Origin of the sequence: Paracidovorax wautersii (genome assembly GCF_031453675.1) — a bacterium.
In the GTDB taxonomy this organism is placed as follows: domain Bacteria; phylum Pseudomonadota; class Gammaproteobacteria; order Burkholderiales; family Burkholderiaceae_C; genus Paracidovorax.
The window spans coordinates 3,728,312-3,744,509 of record NZ_JAVIZX010000001.1; the positions used below are offsets into that span (position 1 = coordinate 3,728,312).

The 16,198-nt window shown below is 69.0% G+C and carries 12 protein-coding genes and 1 pseudogene; 5 read left to right on the forward strand and 8 right to left on the reverse strand.

What is annotated here, in order from left to right; all coding sequences use genetic code 11:
- Positions 1-50 precede the first annotated feature (50 nt).
- Positions 51-2,111 (forward strand): ABC-F family ATP-binding cassette domain-containing protein, encoded by a 2,061-nt coding sequence (locus QE399_RS16790; protein ID WP_309830472.1) that lies wholly within the window; start codon positions 51-53, stop codon positions 2,109-2,111.
- A 405-nt stretch (positions 2,112-2,516) separates the two neighbouring features.
- Here QE399_RS16790 and phbB read toward each other — a convergent pair whose 3' ends face one another.
- From phbB to QE399_RS16805, 3 genes are all read right to left on the reverse strand, one after another.
- Complete coding sequence (phbB, locus tag QE399_RS16795; protein WP_309830474.1) at positions 2,517-3,254, reverse strand: acetoacetyl-CoA reductase; 738 nt, start codon at positions 3,252-3,254, stop codon at positions 2,517-2,519.
- 208 nt (positions 3,255-3,462) lie between these two features.
- Positions 3,463-4,641, reverse strand: a complete 1,179-nt coding sequence (locus QE399_RS16800; RefSeq protein ID WP_309830476.1) for an acetyl-CoA C-acetyltransferase — start codon at positions 4,639-4,641, stop codon at positions 3,463-3,465.
- 146 nt (positions 4,642-4,787) lie between these two features.
- Positions 4,788-6,497: a PHA/PHB synthase family protein gene (locus tag QE399_RS16805; RefSeq protein ID WP_309830477.1), complete on the reverse strand. Its 1,710-nt coding sequence runs from the start codon at positions 6,495-6,497 to the stop codon at positions 4,788-4,790.
- Positions 6,498-6,638: 141 nt separating this feature from the next.
- Between QE399_RS16805 and QE399_RS16810 the strand changes: the two genes are divergently transcribed.
- On the forward strand, positions 6,639-6,962 hold the full coding sequence (locus tag QE399_RS16810) for a hypothetical protein (RefSeq protein WP_309830479.1): 324 nt from the start codon (positions 6,639-6,641) through the stop codon (positions 6,960-6,962).
- Here QE399_RS16810 and QE399_RS16815 read toward each other — a convergent pair.
- Both QE399_RS16815 and maiA read right to left on the reverse strand, forming a co-directional pair.
- The gene (locus tag QE399_RS16815) at positions 6,873-7,748 is read right to left on the reverse strand and encodes a purine nucleoside phosphorylase YfiH/LACC1 family protein (RefSeq protein WP_309830481.1); all 876 of its coding nucleotides are present in this window, start codon (positions 7,746-7,748) and stop codon (positions 6,873-6,875) included. The genes QE399_RS16810 and QE399_RS16815 overlap by 90 nt on opposite strands.
- Before the next feature lie 4 nt (positions 7,749-7,752).
- Positions 7,753-8,421 carry a maleylacetoacetate isomerase gene (maiA, locus tag QE399_RS16820; protein ID WP_309830483.1) on the reverse strand — a complete coding sequence of 223 codons (669 nt, stop codon included), beginning with the start codon at positions 8,419-8,421 and terminating at the stop codon, positions 7,753-7,755.
- Positions 8,422-8,551: 130 nt separating this feature from the next.
- Here maiA and QE399_RS16825 point away from each other — a divergent pair, with 130 nt between their 5' ends.
- The 3 genes from QE399_RS16825 (at position 8,552) to QE399_RS16835 (ending at position 11,310) form a co-directional block, all read left to right on the forward strand.
- Positions 8,552-9,247: a fumarylacetoacetate hydrolase family protein gene (locus tag QE399_RS16825; RefSeq protein ID WP_309830485.1), complete on the forward strand. Its 696-nt coding sequence runs from the start codon at positions 8,552-8,554 to the stop codon at positions 9,245-9,247.
- A 118-nt stretch (positions 9,248-9,365) separates the two neighbouring features.
- Entirely contained in the window at positions 9,366-9,914 is a 549-nt protein-coding gene (locus tag QE399_RS16830) for an NUDIX hydrolase (RefSeq protein WP_309830487.1), read from the forward strand.
- Positions 9,915-9,978: 64 nt separating this feature from the next.
- The gene (locus QE399_RS16835) at positions 9,979-11,310 is read left to right on the forward strand and encodes a leucine-rich repeat-containing protein kinase family protein (RefSeq protein ID WP_309830489.1); all 1,332 of its coding nucleotides are present in this window, start codon (positions 9,979-9,981) and stop codon (positions 11,308-11,310) included.
- Between the two features lie 31 nt (positions 11,311-11,341).
- On the opposite strand, the gene QE399_RS16840 is transcribed toward QE399_RS16835, so the two are convergent.
- The 3 genes and pseudogenes from QE399_RS16840 to QE399_RS16850 form a co-directional block, all read right to left on the reverse strand.
- A complete protein-coding gene (locus tag QE399_RS16840) occupies positions 11,342-12,124 on the reverse strand; it encodes a transporter substrate-binding domain-containing protein (protein ID WP_309830491.1) in 783 nt (260 codons plus the stop codon).
- Between the two features lie 503 nt (positions 12,125-12,627).
- Positions 12,628-15,251: pseudogene (locus QE399_RS16845) on the reverse strand (penicillin-binding protein 1A).
- 230 nt (positions 15,252-15,481) lie between these two features.
- The gene (locus QE399_RS16850; protein ID WP_405043819.1) at positions 15,482-16,195 is read right to left on the reverse strand and encodes an SDR family NAD(P)-dependent oxidoreductase; all 714 of its coding nucleotides are present in this window, start codon (positions 16,193-16,195) and stop codon (positions 15,482-15,484) included.
- Between the last annotated feature and the right edge of the window lie 3 nt (positions 16,196-16,198).

Here is a 16,198-nt window from a genome sequence, read left to right on the forward strand (position 1 = left end):
GAAATCGAGGCACCTTGCTGAAGAACGAGGTGCCCGCTCTCGGTATTGCCATGATCACTCTCAGAAACGTCACCTTGCGCCGCAGCGCCAAGGTTTTGCTCGACAACGTCAGCGCCACCATCAATCCCGGCGAGAAGGTCGGCCTGGTCGGCCGCAACGGCGCGGGCAAGTCCACGCTGTTCGCCCTGCTCAACCGCACGCTGCACGAAGACGGCGGCGACTTCTTCATTCCTGCCCAGTGGCGCATGGCCCAGGTGGCGCAGAACATGCCCGAAACGTCGGAGACCGCCACCGAATTCGTGCTGGCCGGCGACACGCGGCTGACCGAGCTGCGTGCCCAGCTCGCCGCGGCCGAGGCGGCCGACGACGGCATGGCCATCGCCCACGCCTACACCGACCTGGCCGATGCCGGCGACTATGACGCCACCGCGCGCGCGCAGGCGTTGATCCTCGGCCTGGGCTTCAAGGTGGGCGAGCTGGACAGCCCGGTGGACAGCTTCTCGGGCGGCTGGCGCATGCGCCTGCAGCTCGCCCGCGCACTGATGTGCCCCAGCGATCTGCTGCTGCTGGACGAGCCGACCAACCACTTGGACCTGGACGCGCTCGTCTGGCTCGAAGCCTGGCTCAAGACTTATGCCGGCACCATGATCGTCATCAGCCACGACCGCGAGTTCCTGGACGCGGTCACCGGCGTCACGCTGCACATCGAGAACGCCAAGCTGGTCCGCTACGGCGGCAACTACAGCAAGTTCGAGGAAATGCGCGCGCTGCAGATGGAGCAACAGCAGGCCGCCTTCGCCAGGCAGCAGGACAAGATCGCCCACCTGCAGAAGTTCATCGACCGCTTCAAGGCCAAGGCCAGCAAGGCCAAGCAGGCGCAGAGCCGGGTCAAGGCGCTGGAGCGCATGGAGAAGGTGGCGCCGCTGCTGGCCGAGGCCGAATTCACGTTCGAGTTCAAGGAGCCGGGCCACATCCCCAACCCGATGATGTCGATCGACAACGCCTCGTTCGGCTATGTGGCCGAAGACGAGGCCGCGCCGCCCAAGATCATCCTCACCGGCGTCAGCAAGTCGGTGATGGCCGGCCAGCGCATCGGCATCCTGGGCGCCAACGGCCAGGGCAAGTCCACCTTCGTGAAGACCGTTGCGCACGACATGAAGCCGCTGGCGGGCCAGATCATCGAAGGCAAAGGCCTGCGCATCGGCTACTTCGCCCAGCAGGAGCTGGACGTGCTGCGCCCGCAGGATACGCCGCTGGAGCACATGATCCGCCTCGCCAGGGAAATAGGCGCCGACGCCAAGCAGCCCTCGCGTGAGCAGGACCTGCGCAGCTACCTGGGCACCTTCAACTTCACCGGCGACATGGTCAAGCAGGCCGTGGGCACCATGAGCGGCGGCGAAAAGGCGCGGCTGGTGCTGGCCATGATGGTCTGGCAGCGCCCCAACCTGCTGCTGCTGGACGAACCCACCAACCACCTGGACCTCGCCACGCGCGAGGCCCTGGCCATGGCGCTCAACGAGTTCGAAGGCACGCTGATGCTGGTCAGCCACGACCGGGCGCTGCTGCGCTCGGTGTGCGACGAGTTCTGGCTGGTCGGCCGCGGCGTGGTCGGCCCGTTCGACGGCGACCTGGACGATTACCAGCGCTACCTGCTGGACGAAGCCAAACGCCTGCGTGAAGAGGCCAAGGCGGCAGACGCGCAGGCCCTGCTGGCTCAGCAGCAGGCGGCCGCCGTCCCCACGGCCAAGCCGGCACCGTCGTCACCTGCGCCCGCCCCTGTGGCGCGGCCTGCCACGCCCAGCCCGGCCGTCGAATCCCAGCGCGACGCCCGCGAGCAGCGCAAGCAGGATGCGCAAGCCCGCCAGCAGCTGGCCGAGAAAAGCCGTCCTCTGAAGCGCGAGCTGGAGAAGATCGACCAGCGGCTGGCGGCGCTCGGCCAGGAAAAGGCCGCGCTGGAAGACCGCCTGACCCAGGCCCTGCCGCCCCCGGAGATCGCGGAGGCCGGCCGGCGCCTGAAAGCGTGCAACGATGAAATCGACCAGCTGGAAGAAAAGTGGCTGGATGTATCCGGCTCGCTGGAGGAGCTCAACTCGGCCGCCGCTGGAGGGTGAAGAACACTTGAGGTCTTTTTGACCTCAAGCGCTTATTCAGCAAGGGCAAACAGCTCCTCTTTCGATAGCATACAAAGGGTGCGCCCAAAGGAGTGCATTTTCTTGCATGGATCTGTCAACGCAGCCCCGCCAAGGTGCGTTGTGGATACATCCAAGGAGTTTTTCGCCATGAACACTACCGCAATCCTGTCCGCCTGGCCCGAAGACGAACGCGACCGCAAGCGCGCACCGGCCCGCCTGTGAACGGCTGGCGCACCAAGATGGAGCATTTCACTGCAAACAAGTTCCATCCCGCGCCACCGCTCCGGTGATTCACGACCTCCATGAAAAAACCCCGCATCGCGGGGTTTTTGTCCTTCTTGGCCCCACCAGGGCCCGACCCCGGAAACCCGGGGCACCGGCGCGTCAGCCCATGTGCAGGCCGCCGTTGACCGAGAAATCGGCGCCGGTGGCATAGCCGCCCTCTTCCGAGGCCAGCCAGGCGATGATGGACGCGATCTCGCTGGGTTCACCCAGGCGCTTCACCGGCACGGTGGCGACGATCTTTTCCAGCACGTCGGGGCGGATGGCCTTGACCATGTCGGTGCCGATGTAGCCCGGGCTCACGGTATTCACCGTCACGCCCTTGGTGGCCAGTTCCTGCGCCAGCGCCATCGAGAAGCCGTGCATGCCGGCTTTGGCCGCGGAGTAGTTGGTCTGGCCGGCCTGGCCCTTCTCGCCGTTCACGCTGCTGATGTTGATGATGCGGCCCCAGCCCTTTTCCACCATGTCGCCCACGACCTGCTTGGTCACGTTGAACATGGAGTTGAGGTTGGTCTCGATCACCGCGTCCCAGTCCTCGCGGGACATCTTCAGGAACATGCGGTCCCGCGTGATGCCGGCGTTGTTCACCAGCACGTCGATGCTGCCGTGCTCGGCCTTCGAGGCCGTGAACGCGGCCACGGTGGAATCCCAGTCACCCACGTTGCCTACGGAGGCATGGAAGGTATAGCCCAGGGCCTTCTGCTCGGCCAGCCACTTGGCATGGTCGCGCGTGGGGCCGCAGCCCGCGATCACCTTGAACCCGTCCTTGTGCAGACGCTGACAGATGGCCGTTCCGATGCCGCCCATCCCCCCGGTCACGTACGCCACTTTCTGACCCATTGCGTTCTCCTTTTTTGCGTGATGTCGTTATCTCACGCGCCACTCTACCCAAGAAACCCCACCGGTCCGCTCAGGAAAACACCGATCGGCACAAATTTCGCGCAACAGGCCATGCCCTGGACGCATGTCTGCTGCATGCCTGCGTCATGCAGTGCCCGCCAGACGAAAGAAAGCCGCGCAGCGCGCGGCTCATGGCGTGGGGCGATGCTCAGCGCTCCACGGTCAGCGACACGCCCATGCCGCCGCCGATGCACAGCGCCGCCAAGCCCTTCTTGGCGTCGCGGCGCTGCATCTCGTGCAGCAGGGTGACCAGGATGCGGCAGCCGGATGCACCGATGGGATGGCCGATGGCGATGGCACCGCCGTTCACATTCACCTTCGCGGGGTCGATGCCCAGTTCCTGGTTGACCGCGCAGGCCTGTGCGGCAAAGGCCTCGTTCAGCTCGAACAGGTCCACGTCCTTGGCGTCCCAGCCAGCGCGCTTAAGCGCCTTGCGCGACGCCGAGACAGGGCCCATGCCCATGGCGGCAGGGTCCAGGCCGGTGGTGCCGAAGGCCGCGATGCGCGCCAGCGGCTTCAGGCCCAGTTCCGCCGCCTTCTTGGCGCTCATCAGCACCACGGCGGCGGCGCCGTCGTTCAGGCCCGAGGCATTGCCGGCGGTGACGGAGCCCGCCTTGTCGAACGCCGGGCGCAGGCCCGCCAGCGCATCGGTGTTGGTCTTGCGGTTCAGGTACTCGTCGTCGGCGAAGACGATGGGCTCACCCTTCTTCTGCGGCAGCGTCACCGGGACGATTTCGTCCTTGAACTTGCCGGCGTCCTGCGCGGCCGCGGCCTTCTGCTGGCTGCCCAGGGCCAGCGCGTCCTGCTGCTCGCGGGTGACGCCGTGCTGCTTGGCCACGTTCTCGGCCGTGATGCCCATGTGGTACTGGTTGTACACGTCCCATAGGCCGTCCACGATCATGGTGTCGGTGAGCTTCCAGTCGCCCATGCGCTGGCCATCGCGGGAGCCGTTCAGCACGTGGGGCGCCAGGCTCATGTTCTCCTGCCCGCCGGCCACCACGATCTCGGCGTCGCCGGTGGCGATGGCCTGAGCGCCCAGCATCACGGCCTTCAGACCGGAGCCGCAGACGGCATTGATGGTGAGCGCCGGCGTTTCCTTGGCCACACCGGCCTTCATCATGGCCTGGCGCGCCGGGTTCTGGCCCACGCCAGCCGTCAGCACCTGGCCCATGATGACTTCGCTCACCTGGTCCAGCGGGACCTTGGCGCGCGCAAGCGCTTCCTTGATGACCAGGGCCCCCAGTTCGGTGGCCGGGGTCTTGGCGAGGGCGCCGCCGAACTTGCCCACGGGCGTGCGAACGGCGGAAACGATGACGATGTCTTCCATTGCGATCCTTTCGTTGCGAATCTGTTTGGGACGGGGCGGCCCACCGGTGGCGGGCCGGGTATGTCTCCCGGCCATTGTCGCTCCGGCGTGTGTCCGTGCGATTGCTTACCGACAAAGGCCGTGCACTCGCCCTCTGCCGGTGTGGCTCACGCCTTCTGCTGGACGTAGCGGCCGGGCGCCGCCTCGATGGCCTGGTACTTCGCGCCCTTGCCGTAGCCCTTGGGCGCGGCGACCTGTTTGCCGGCGTGGCTGGCCAGCCAGGCGGACCAGTCGGTCCACCAACTGCCTGCGTGTTCGGTGGCGCCCGCCTGCCACTGCTCCAGCGTGGCGGGCAGCTTGCCGTCGCTGCGGATCCAGTGGCTGCGCTTCTTCTTGGCCGGCGGATTGATCACGCCGGCGATGTGGCCCGACGCCCCCAACACGAAGCGCTTCTTGCCGGGCAGGAGTTGCGTGGAGGCATAGGCGGCCCGGATGGGCACGATGTGGTCCTCGCGCGAGCCGTAGATGTAGACCGGCAGATCGACCCGGCCCAGGTCCAGCGATTCGCCGCACACGGTGAGCCGGTCCGGCTGCACGAGGTTGTTCTCCAGGTAGAAGTTGCGCAGGTACCAGGCGTAGTACGGCCCGGGCAGGTTGGTGGCATCGCTGTTCCAGTACAGCAGGTCGAACGGCGGCGGCGTCTCGCCCTTGAGGTAGTTGCCCACCACGTAGTTCCAGACCAGGTCGTTGGGCCGCAGGAAGCTGAAGGTGGATGCCAGGTCCTGCCCCTTCATCAGGCCACCGTGCCCCATCTGCATCTCGCGCAGCCGCACGAAGGCCTCGTCGATGAAGACGTCGAGGATGCCGGTGTCGGAAAAGTCGATCAGCGTGGTGAGGAAAGTGGCGCTGGCCACCGGCTTCTCGCCGCGCGCGGCCAGCACCGCCAGTGCCGTCGCCAGCATGGTGCCGCCCACGCAGAAGCCCAGTGCGTTGATCTGCGGGGCACCTGAGATCTGCTGCACCGTGTCGATGGCCTGGAGCACGGCCTTGTCGATGTAGTCGTCCCAGGTGGCCTGGGCCAGGGACGCATCCGGATTGCGCCAGCTGACCACGAAGGTGCGGTGTCCTTCGCTCACGGCATGGCGGATTAGCGAGTTCTCGGGCTGCAGGTCGAGGATGTAGTACTTGTTGATGCAGGGCGGCACCATCAGGAAGGGCCGCTCGTACACCTTGGCCGTCAGCGGCTTGTACTCGATGAGCTGGAACAGCTCGTTCTCGAACACCACGGCGCCCTCGGTCGTGGCCACGTTGCGCCCCACTTCGAACAGGCTCTCGTCCGTCATGGACACATGGCCCTGCCGCAGGTCGTGCAGCAGGTTGGCCACGCCTTTCGCGATGCTCTCGCCCTGGGTCTCGATGGCCTTCTTCTGCGCCTCGGCGTTGAAGGCCAGGAAGTTGCTGGGCGCCATGGCGGCGATCCACTGCTCCACGCCGAAGCGGATGCGGGCGCGGGTCTTGTCGTCGCCCTGCGCCGCATCGGCCAGCCCCATCAGCGTGCGGGCGTTGAGCAGGTAGGCGGCGGCGGAGAAGGCGGCCATCGGGTTCTGCGTCCAGCCCTCACCCGAGAACCGCCGGTCGCTGACCGCAGGCGGGTTCTGCAGGCCTTCGGCCCACAAGGCCCGCATCTCCTCCACATACTGCTTCTGCAAAGCGGCGAGCTGCTCGGCGTCGAACTGCACGGGAGCGTGCGGCTGCGTGGCGGCGGACAGTGCGCCCAGGTCCACCGGCTGCAGCGACTGCAGGGCCTTGGCCCAGCTGTCTCCGAAAATCTGCTGGAATTGCCGGGCGCCCTCGGCCCAGCGTGCGTCAGAATCCATGCTGTCTCCTTGAAGCGGCGTCACTGCGGCCCATTGTTGCCGACGCGCAGCGCCCCTGGCAACGCCGCTTTCCTTTTTTCACGCCGGGCACGGCGCCCTGTGGGCGCGCACCTGCCGCCCTTGCGCCACCGCACCCCTCCCATGTACCTCGTTCTCATCGCCTGGCTGTATGTGACCCTGATGATGGCCGTGGCCGAAGCCACGGCGCCCAACGGTACGGTGCTGGGCGCCATCGTCACCTTCGTGCTCTACGGGCTGCTGCCCATGGGCATCGTGGGCTACATCCTCGGCACGCCGGGGCGCAAGCGCGCGCGCCGCGCCCGGGAAGAGGCCGAGCGGCAGGCGCATCTGGCGGCGCAGTCCGCCGCGCCGGCGTCAGCCCCGGTCCCCAAGCCAGATGCAGGCGGCGAAGCGGCCGCTGCCGCCCAGGGCGGCGGTGTCGCGCCGGTGCGAAAAGAACCGTGACGGCTGGCCGACGGTGCACCATGCGGCACTGCTGTCGTTGCCGTACACGGCAGTGACGCCCAGGGCACGCAGGCGGTGGCGCGCCAGCCCGGCCAGATCGGCCAGGAACTTGCCCGCGCCCTGCGGCGCGAAGAAGGCGTCGGCCGCGGGGTCGTGCCCGCAGAAAGCGGCGTGCACCTCGGGGCCGACCTCGAAAGCGTTCGGGCCGATGCAGGGGCCCAGCCAGGCCATCAGGCCGAGGGTGCCCGCATGCGCGGCGCCTACCGCTTCATTATTGATAGCATGCTGCGCTTGATCCATGGGCGCCAGGGGCTCAAATGACTCCAAAACCGCCTCCAGCACGCCGCGCCCGCCGGTGCCGGCCAGGCCCCGCCAGCCGGCATGGGCCGCGGCCACGCGCGTCCCCTGCCGGTCGGTGAACAGCACCGGCAGGCAGTCCGCCACCATGATGGTGCAGGCCACGCCGGGAGCCGTGGCGGTACAGGCATCGGCGGCCGTGCCGTCGGGCATGTCGGATTGCAGCGGCACGACGTCGCAGCCGTGCACCTGGCGCAGGAAGACCGGCCGGGCCAGCGCCGTGCCCGGTGCCGCCAGAGCGCGCGCCAGCACGGCACGGTTGGCGGCCACGGCCTGTGGATCGTCGTGCACATGGTCGCCCAGGTTCAGCGCGTCGTAGGGGGGCGCGCTGACACCGCCCGCACGCGTGGTGCACAGCGCGTGCACACGGGCCGGCGCGGGCCAGTCGGGCCGCAGCCAGTCGGCGGGCGCTGCAGCGTATTCCGGCACCGGGTCAGGCCTCGGCATCGGGGCAGGCCGACGGATGGGCGCGCTGGAAAGCCGGCAATGCAGCGGCCGCAGCCCCTGCCGCCATCGTGAGCGGCAGGCCGTCCAGCGGCACCTTGAAGCGCTGGGCATTGAAGATCTGCGGTACCAGGCAGCAGTCGGCCAGCGTGGGCATGTCGCCCCAGCACAGGCGCGATGGCGCCAGGCCGGCCGCGGCCCGCTCGGCAGCCAGCAGCTGCAGCTGGCGCTCGAAAGCCTCCAGCCCGCTGCGCGTCCAGTGCTGGTACCACGCGTTCTTGGCGTCTTCGCTCAGCTGCAGGGTCTGCGTGAGGTGCTTGAGCACGCGCAGGTTGTTGATGGGGTGGATCTCACACGCGACCATCTGCGCCAGTGCGCGCACATGGGCGCGGCCCAGGGCATCGGAGGGCAGCAGTGGCGGCTGGGGATGGGTCTCGTCCAGGTATTCGATGATGGCCATGGACTGCACCAGCGTCGGTCCACCGTCCAGGTCCAGGGCGGGCAGCAGGGCATCGCCGGCCTTGCACGCGAAGGCCGGCTGCCGGTGCTCGGCACGCACCAGGTGCACCGGGATGTAGTCGTAGGCCAGGCCCTTGATCTCCAGCGCGATGCGCACCCGGTACGAGGCGGACGAACGAAAGTAGTTGAACAGCTTCATGGTGGGCCGAGCATAACGGCGCAGGCTGGTGGCACACTGCGGTACGCCGTCCCTGGAACGTGTCGATGCGAATCCGCACGCGCGCACAGGGGTACCCATACACCGAGATGAAAGCAAGAGAAAGGCAGACATGAGCTTCGTGATTCCTCCCGCCCCCGTCGCCAGCGTGCCCGTCGTGGGCAGCACCGACCGCTTCCCCGTGCACCGCATCTACTGCGTGGGCCGCAATTACGAAGAGCACGCCAAGGAAATGGGCTTCACCGGCCGTGAGCCGCCGTTCTTCTTCATGAAGCCCGCCGACGCCGTCCTGCCCGTCGCCGCCGGCGAAACCGGCCAGATGCCCTACCCCAGCCTCACCGCCAACCTGCACCACGAGATCGAACTCGTCGTGGCCATCGGCAAGGGCGGCAAAGACATCAAGGCCGCCGATGCGCTGCAGCACATCTGGGGCTACGCCGTGGGCCTGGACATGACCCGCCGCGACCTGCAGAACGACATGAAGAAGCAGGGCCGCCCGTGGTCCATCGGCAAGGGTTTCGACCACAGCGCTCCCATCGGCCCCATCACGCCCGCAGCCCAGGCCGGCGACGTGGCAAAGGCCGGCATCTGGCTGCAGGTCAACGGCGCCGACCGCCAGCGCAGCACCGTGGCGCAACTCATCTGGAACATCGCCGAGACCATCGAGCACCTGTCCGCCGCGTGGGAGCTGCAGCCCGGCGACCTGATCTTCACCGGCACGCCCGAAGGCGTGGCCGCGGTGGTGCGCGGCGACACGCTGGAAGGCGGCGTGGACGGCCTGGGCACGCTGCGGGTCAGCCTGGTCTGACCGCGGCCGGGCCAGGCTCGCTGCCCGCGCGCTGGGCCCGGCCCATTGCTACATCTTCAATAGCAGCTTGCGCCCGATCCACGGGCGCAAGAGGCCGATTTGACGGATACTCCACCGCATGACCTTCCGCAGCCCCATCAAGCACTGCCGCGAATGCGGTGCGCCCGTGGCCTACCGCCTGCCCGACGACGGGGACACCAAGCCGCGCGCCATCTGCACGGTCTGCCACACCGTGCATTACGAGAACCCGCTGAACGTCGTCGGCACGATCCCCGTGCTCGGCGACCGCGTGCTGCTGTGCCTGCGCAACATCGAGCCACGCAAGGGCAAGTGGACGCTGCCGGCCGGCTTCATGGAACTGAACGAAACCACGGCCCAGGGCGCCGCCCGCGAGACCGACGAAGAAGCCGGCGCGCAGATCCAGATGGGGCCGCTGTTCTCCGTCGTCAACGTGCCCCATGTCGGGCAGGTGCACCTCTTCTACCTGGCCACGCTGCTGAGCGACCGGTTCGACCCCGGCTTCGAGACCATCGAGGCGCGGCTCTTCGCCGAAGACGAGATTCCCTGGGACGAGATCGCTTTCCGCACCGTCAAGGTCACGCTGGAGAAGTTCTTCGCGGACCGCCGCGCCGGTGCGTTCGGCACGCACTGCGTCGACATCGTCTGAGCTGCCCTGCCAGCGCGCGTGCCCGCACGAGGCACCGCACCCGCTCCGCCTTCCACCGATCTGCATGACCGACACCCTGCAACAGCTGCGCGCCGGCACCCTGGCGGGCGCGCGCGTGCTGCGCCTCCGCGCCGACCTGGAGGTCTTCCCGCGCGAGGTCTTCGACCTGGCCGACACGCTGGAGGTGCTCGACCTGTCCGGCAACCGCCTGAGTGCCCTGCCCCCCGATCTGCACCGCCTGCACCGGCTGAAGGTGTTCTTCGCTTCGGACAACCGCTTCACCGAGCTGCCCGCTGCCCTCGGAGCCTGCCCGCAGCTGGAGATGGTGGGCTTCAAGGCCAACCGCATCACGCAGGTGCCGGCCGAGGCGTTGCCGCCACGCCTGCGCTGGCTCATCCTGACGGACAACGCCGTCGCCGAACTGCCCGCCGCGCTGGGCGAGCGCCCGCGGCTGCAAAAGCTCATGCTGGCCGGCAACCGGCTGCAGTCCCTGCCGGGCACGCTGCAGCAATGCCAGTCCCTGGAACTGCTGCGCATCGCCGCCAACCGGCTGGAGGCCCTGCCCGGCTGGCTGGCCGATCTGCCGCGGCTGGCGTGGCTGGCCATCGGCGGCAATGCGTTCAACGAGGCGGTGGAGGCCCAGGCCCGCACGGCGCAGGCCACGGGCAGCATTGCCTGGGAGCGGCTGGCGTGCGGCGCGCTGTTGGGTGAAGGCGCGTCCGGCCGCATCCATGCCGGCGTGCTCGACCCCGGGCCGGCGGCGCGGGACGTGGCCGTCAAGCTGTTCAAAGGCCAGGTGACCAGCGACGGCTGGCCGCTGACCGAGATGGCGGCCAGCCTGGCGACCGGACCGCATCCGCGGCTGATTCCCGTGCTGGGCCGGCTGGACGGCCACCCGGACGGCACCCAGGGCCTGGTGATGGAGCGCATCGCGGCGGACTACCGCACGCTGGCCGGCCCGCCCAGCTTCGAGACCTGTACGCGCGACGTCTATCCGGACGGGCTGCGGCTCGCCGCCGGAGTGGCCCTGCGCATCGCAGCGGACGCGGCCTCCGCGCTCGCCCACCTGCACGGACGCGGCCTGGTGCATGGCGACCTGTACGCCCACAACCTGCTGTGGCGGCCGGACGCAGCGCCCGGCGCTGCCAGCGGCCTGCTGGGCGACTTCGGTGCTGCCGCCTTCGCGCCGCCCGGCGCCCTGGGCGACGCGCTGCGCCGCATGGATGCGCGGGCCTATGGGGTGCTGCTGGAAGAGCTGTGCGCCCGCGCCGACGGCCCCGTGCCGAATGCCGAAGCGACGGCCTTGGTACAGGCCTGCCAGCAGGCCGACGCGGCGGCGCGCCCCTCCGCCGCACAACTGGCGGCGCGGACGGCCGCCTGGGCTGCCGCGGTTTAGCCCGTACCCGGCTGGCGGCGTGCCCGCTGGCTTACTTCAGCCACTTGTCCGCGGCCTGCTTCACGCCGCCGCGGCTGTCCACCAGGCTCCAGACGAACTCCATCACGCGCGAGTAGTCGGCGTCGTCCTTGGGCAGCATGAAGCCCAGGGTGTTGGGCGGGGTGAGCGGCTGGGCGATGAAGGCGGCATACAGGCGCGGGTCGGCCTTGGCGTAGTGCAGCGCCTCGTAGGTCTCGGTGATCATCGCGTCGCCCTTGCCCTCGGCGATGAGGGCCGGGATCTCGGCGTTCTTCTCGTGCGTGCTCACCTGGGCGGCCTTGAGGTTTTCCAGCACGAAGGTTTCGTTGGTGCCGCCGGGGTTCTTGATGACGCGCACGCCGGACTGGTTCAGGTCGGCCAGGGCGCGGAACTTGTCCTTGTCCGCCGCACGCACCAGCGCCACCTTGCCGAAGGGCGCGTAGCCCGGGAGCATCTCGATCTGGCGGATGCGCGCCACGTTGCGCGTGATGCCGCCCACGGCCACATCGAACCGGTCGGCCTGGATGTCCTTCATCAGATTCGGCCAGGTGGTGGGCACGTACTCGACCTTCACGCCCAGTTCCTTGGCCATGGCCTCGATCACGTCGATGTCGTGGCCGGAATAGCCGGCATCGGTCTTGATGGCGAAGGGCCGGTAGTCGCCGGGCGTGCCGACGCGCAGCACCTTGGTGTCCATGATCCTGTCGAGCCGCGGACCGGCGTGGGCGGGGGATACGAGGGCGGAGGCGCCCAGAACGGCGGCGGTGACGAGCGACAGGGTGGTTTTGCGCAGCATGGCGGGGAGTCCTTCAGGAAATGGCTGTGACAGCGCCGCACGGCATCGCCCGGGGCGTCCGCGCGTGCGCCCACGGAACATAGCAAGGGACATGCCCCCGTGCACGGCCCTTGGCGGCATTCGCACACGCGTTTTCCCGGGTGGCGCGCCGTGGCGGTGGCGCGGCAGCACGCTGACCGCAGCGCATGGCGCACCTCGCAAAGGCCTCGGTCAGGTGGATGGAACCTGCGGGCTTAGAACGTGTTTACGATCTCCCAGGGGCCGCGCAGCGGCGTTTGCGGGAGGGGATGCAAGGCGCGGTGCGTAGTGGATAGCTCGGCTATCCACAAGCGCCGCAACGCCGCAGACCGCCCGCAAACGCCACTGTCCGAAGGGTTGGAGCGAAATCGGGCGATGGTGCGCCCCGGCTGCTTGCATGGGCAAGAGCCCATGCGGCGCATCCGAAGGGTCCACTCATTCCGATTGCGCTTCAACGCGACCCCTGCGAGATCGTAAAAACGTTCTTAGGGCGGCGTTTCGACGAAGAACGGCGTGCCCGTGCCCTGCCCGGCCGTACCGTTGCTGCCCCGCGGCACGACCACGCCGCGCTGCACGGGTGCGGTGGTCACGCCGCCATCACCCTGCTGGGCGGGCGGGGGAGCTGCCCCACCCAGCGGGGACGGCACCACCACCCCGGGCACCGGCTGCGCTGGCGCAGGCGCCGGCGATGGCTGCGCCGGTGCGGGCAGCGGGGCCGGTGGCTGCGTTGCGGGCGGTGTGTCCGGAAGTTCGTCGTAGGTGACGGGCGGCAGCGGCTGCACGCGCGGCGTGACGTTCTCCAGCGGCACCAGGGGGGCCTCGGTGATTTCGGGCCGTTCCGCGCTGGCCGGGGCCGACGCGGCGGGCGTGGCCACCGGTGCGCGGCTGCCCGCGCTCGCGCCGGCATCGGCATCGGCGGTCTCGCCAGTACGGCGGCCGAACAGGTCGTAGACCCAATTGCGCACGCCGCTCACGGCGCTGCCGACCCAGCTGCGCTCTTCCTCGTCCACGAAGCGCTCGCGGGCGTCGATGGCCTTGGCGCGCAGGGCCTGCTGGAAGAATTCGCCCACCATGGGTAAGGCGCTGTGCGCACCCTGGCCCCAGTAGTCGCTGCGCAGGGTGATGCGCCCGTCGTTGAAGCCCGCCCACGCGCCCGCCACCAGCTGGGGATGCATGAGGATGAACCAGCCGTCGGTGTTGTCCTGCGTGGTGCCGGTCTTGCCCGCCACATCCGCGTTGATGCCGTAGCGGCTGCGGATGGCCACGCCCGTGCCTTTGTCGATCACGCCGCGCATGGCGTCGCGCAGCGTCTGCGCCGGTCCCACGTCCATCACGCGCTCCGGCGCGGCCGGGGCGAAGTCTTCCAGCACCTTGCCGTTCTTGTCCTCGATGCGGGTGATGACGATGGGCGCCCGGTAGTTGCCGGCACCAGCGATGGTTCCGTAGGAGGCCACCATTTCCTTGAGCGTGACCGGGCTGGTGCCCAGGGCCAGCGAGGGCACCACGTCCAGCTTGGACTCGCGCACACGCCCATGGCCCGCGCCAGCTGCGCCACCCGCCCCGGGCCCACCTGCATCATCACCTGGGCGGTGATGGTGTTCTTGGAATACGCCAGCCCGTCGCGCAGCGTCATCGGTTCATCGCTCGGCGGCGTGTTGACGTCCGTGGGGCGCCAGACCTGTTTGCCGCCCAGCGGGATCTCGACCGCCTGGTCGATCAGGGTGTCGGTGGGCTGCATGCCGGCGGCAAACGCCGCGCCGTACACGAAGGGCTTGAAGGTGGAGCCCGGCTGGCGGCGCGCGGCCTGCACATGGTCGAAGGGGTCCTGCGCGAAGTCGCGGCTGCCCACCCAGGCGCGCACCTCGCCCGTGCGCGGATCGATGGCCAGGAAGCCGGCCTGCACGCGCGTCTTCTGCTCGCGCAGCTCGCGCAGGAAGGCGGCGTCGGCCAGCAGCTCCTTGGCGACCTCGTCCGGCGCGCCCCCCTTGGCCACGGCGGCCTCGTAGCGGGCGGATTCACGCACCATCTGCTGCACCAGCGGGCTCTTGGCGCTCCAGGCGTTGCGCGAGGCCCAGGCCGTGTCGGCCACGCCCTGCAGTGCCTTGCCCTGCCGTGCCACGGCCTGGTTGGCGAGCGTCTGCAGGCGGTGGTCGATGGTGGTACGGATCACCAGGCCATCGGCATACAGGCTGTAGCCGTTGCGGTCGGCCCAGTCGATGAGCTGCTTGCGCAGCTGCTGCGCCAGGTGCGGCGCGGGGCCGGCGGTTTCCACCTGGCGCTCGAAGCGGATGCGCAGCGGCCGCTTGCTGAGCTGCTCGTACTCGGCAGCTTCCAGCTTGCCGCGCTTCTTCATCTGCGACAGCACGGTGTTGCGGCGCGCCTGCGCCCGCTCGGGGTTCAGCACCGGGTTGTAGTAGGCCGTGCCCTTGAGCATGCCGATCAGCGTGGCGCTCTCCAGCACGGTGAGCTTGTCGGCCGACTTGTCGAAGTACGTGCGCGCGGCCATCTCGATGCCGTAGGCGTTGTAGAGAAACGGCACGGTGTTCAGGTAGGTCTCCAGGATCTCGTCCTTGGAGTACAGCGCCTCGATCTTCAGCGCGGTGATGGCCTCCTTGAGCTTGCGCGTGAGCGTGGGCGCGCGGCCGATCTCTTCGGGGTAGAGGTTGCGCGCCAGCTGCTGCGTGATGGTCGAGCCGCCCTGCTTGTCGCCTCCCAGCGTGCGCACCACGGCCGACAGGGTGCGCCGCCAGTCCATGCCCCAGTGCTCGTAGAAGCGGTGGTCCTCGGTGGCGATGAGCGCATCCACCACGGGCTTGGCGATCTCGTCGAGCGGCACCCACTCGCGGTTGACCCAGCGGTACTCCGCCAGCAGCCGCCCGTCGGCCGACACCAGCTGCGCAGGCTGCTCCATCTTGGCCTTGCGGATGTCGCTGATGCCCGGCGTGAACGGCACCAGCGCCAGGATGTACAGCAGCAGGGCCAGGGCCAGCCCGGCCATCAGCCACAGCAGGCTGTGCAGGGACCACAGGCGCTCCGGGCGGCGCAGCAGGCGCGCCAGCGTGGACCGCAGCGCAACCCCACGGGCCCGCAAGACATCATTCAAGGGCATGAAAATACAAGCAAAAAGTGCCGCAAGCGCTTTTACATAAAGCGCATGCAGCTATCAATTCAGGAGTGATCGGCGACCGACCCCAAGGTGGGCCTCGCCGCAGCGCGCCGCCACGATCAACCTGCGGCACCGCGCGGCGGCGGCGGCGGCGGCGGCGCTGTTACCTACGGGGTGCGCAGTTATACCGCCAATCTCGCCCGGAGCCGGACAGCGCGCTGGCTTGCCGGCCGTTACCAGGGGAGCCGGTCGCCCCGGTAGGAATGGAAGCTGCCCGATGCCTCGGCCGGCAGGCCGTCCAGCACGCGCAGCAGGTCCGCCGCTGCCTCCGCCGGCGGACGGCCGATGTCCGCGCCGCCGAAGGGCCTGGACAGCGCCGAGTCCACCGTGCCCGGGTGCAGCGCCACCAGCACCGTCTGCGGGTGCGTGCGGGCCACTTCGATGGCCGCCGTCTTGAGCAGCATGTTCAGCGCCGCCTTCGACGCCCGATAGCTGTACCAGCCGCCCAGCCGGTTGTCGCCGATGCTGCCGACCTTGGCCGAGAGCACGGCCAGCAGCGCACGCTCCTTGCGCGGCAACAGCGGCGCGAAATGCGCCAGTACCAGGGCCGGACCGAAGGTATTGGTGCGGAAGGTGTCCTCCAACTGCGCGTAGTGCAGTTGGTTCAGGCGCTTCTCCGGCCTGCCGAACGGCCCATGCAGCACACCGGCGGCGTGGACGATGCAGTGCCAGGGCCCCTGCCCCGCCAGCTGCTGCGCCGCGCGGGCGATGGACGCTTCATCGTCCAGGTCCACCGCCGGATCGGTGCTGCGGCCCAGGCCCAGCGCCCGCCCGCAGCGCGGGTCGGCCTGCAGATGGGCCAGCAGCGCGCCCCCGATGGCGCCCGAAGCGCCGATGACCAGGGCGCGGTAGCCGTGTGGAAGGGATGGCAAGCCCGGTGCGTCCATGTC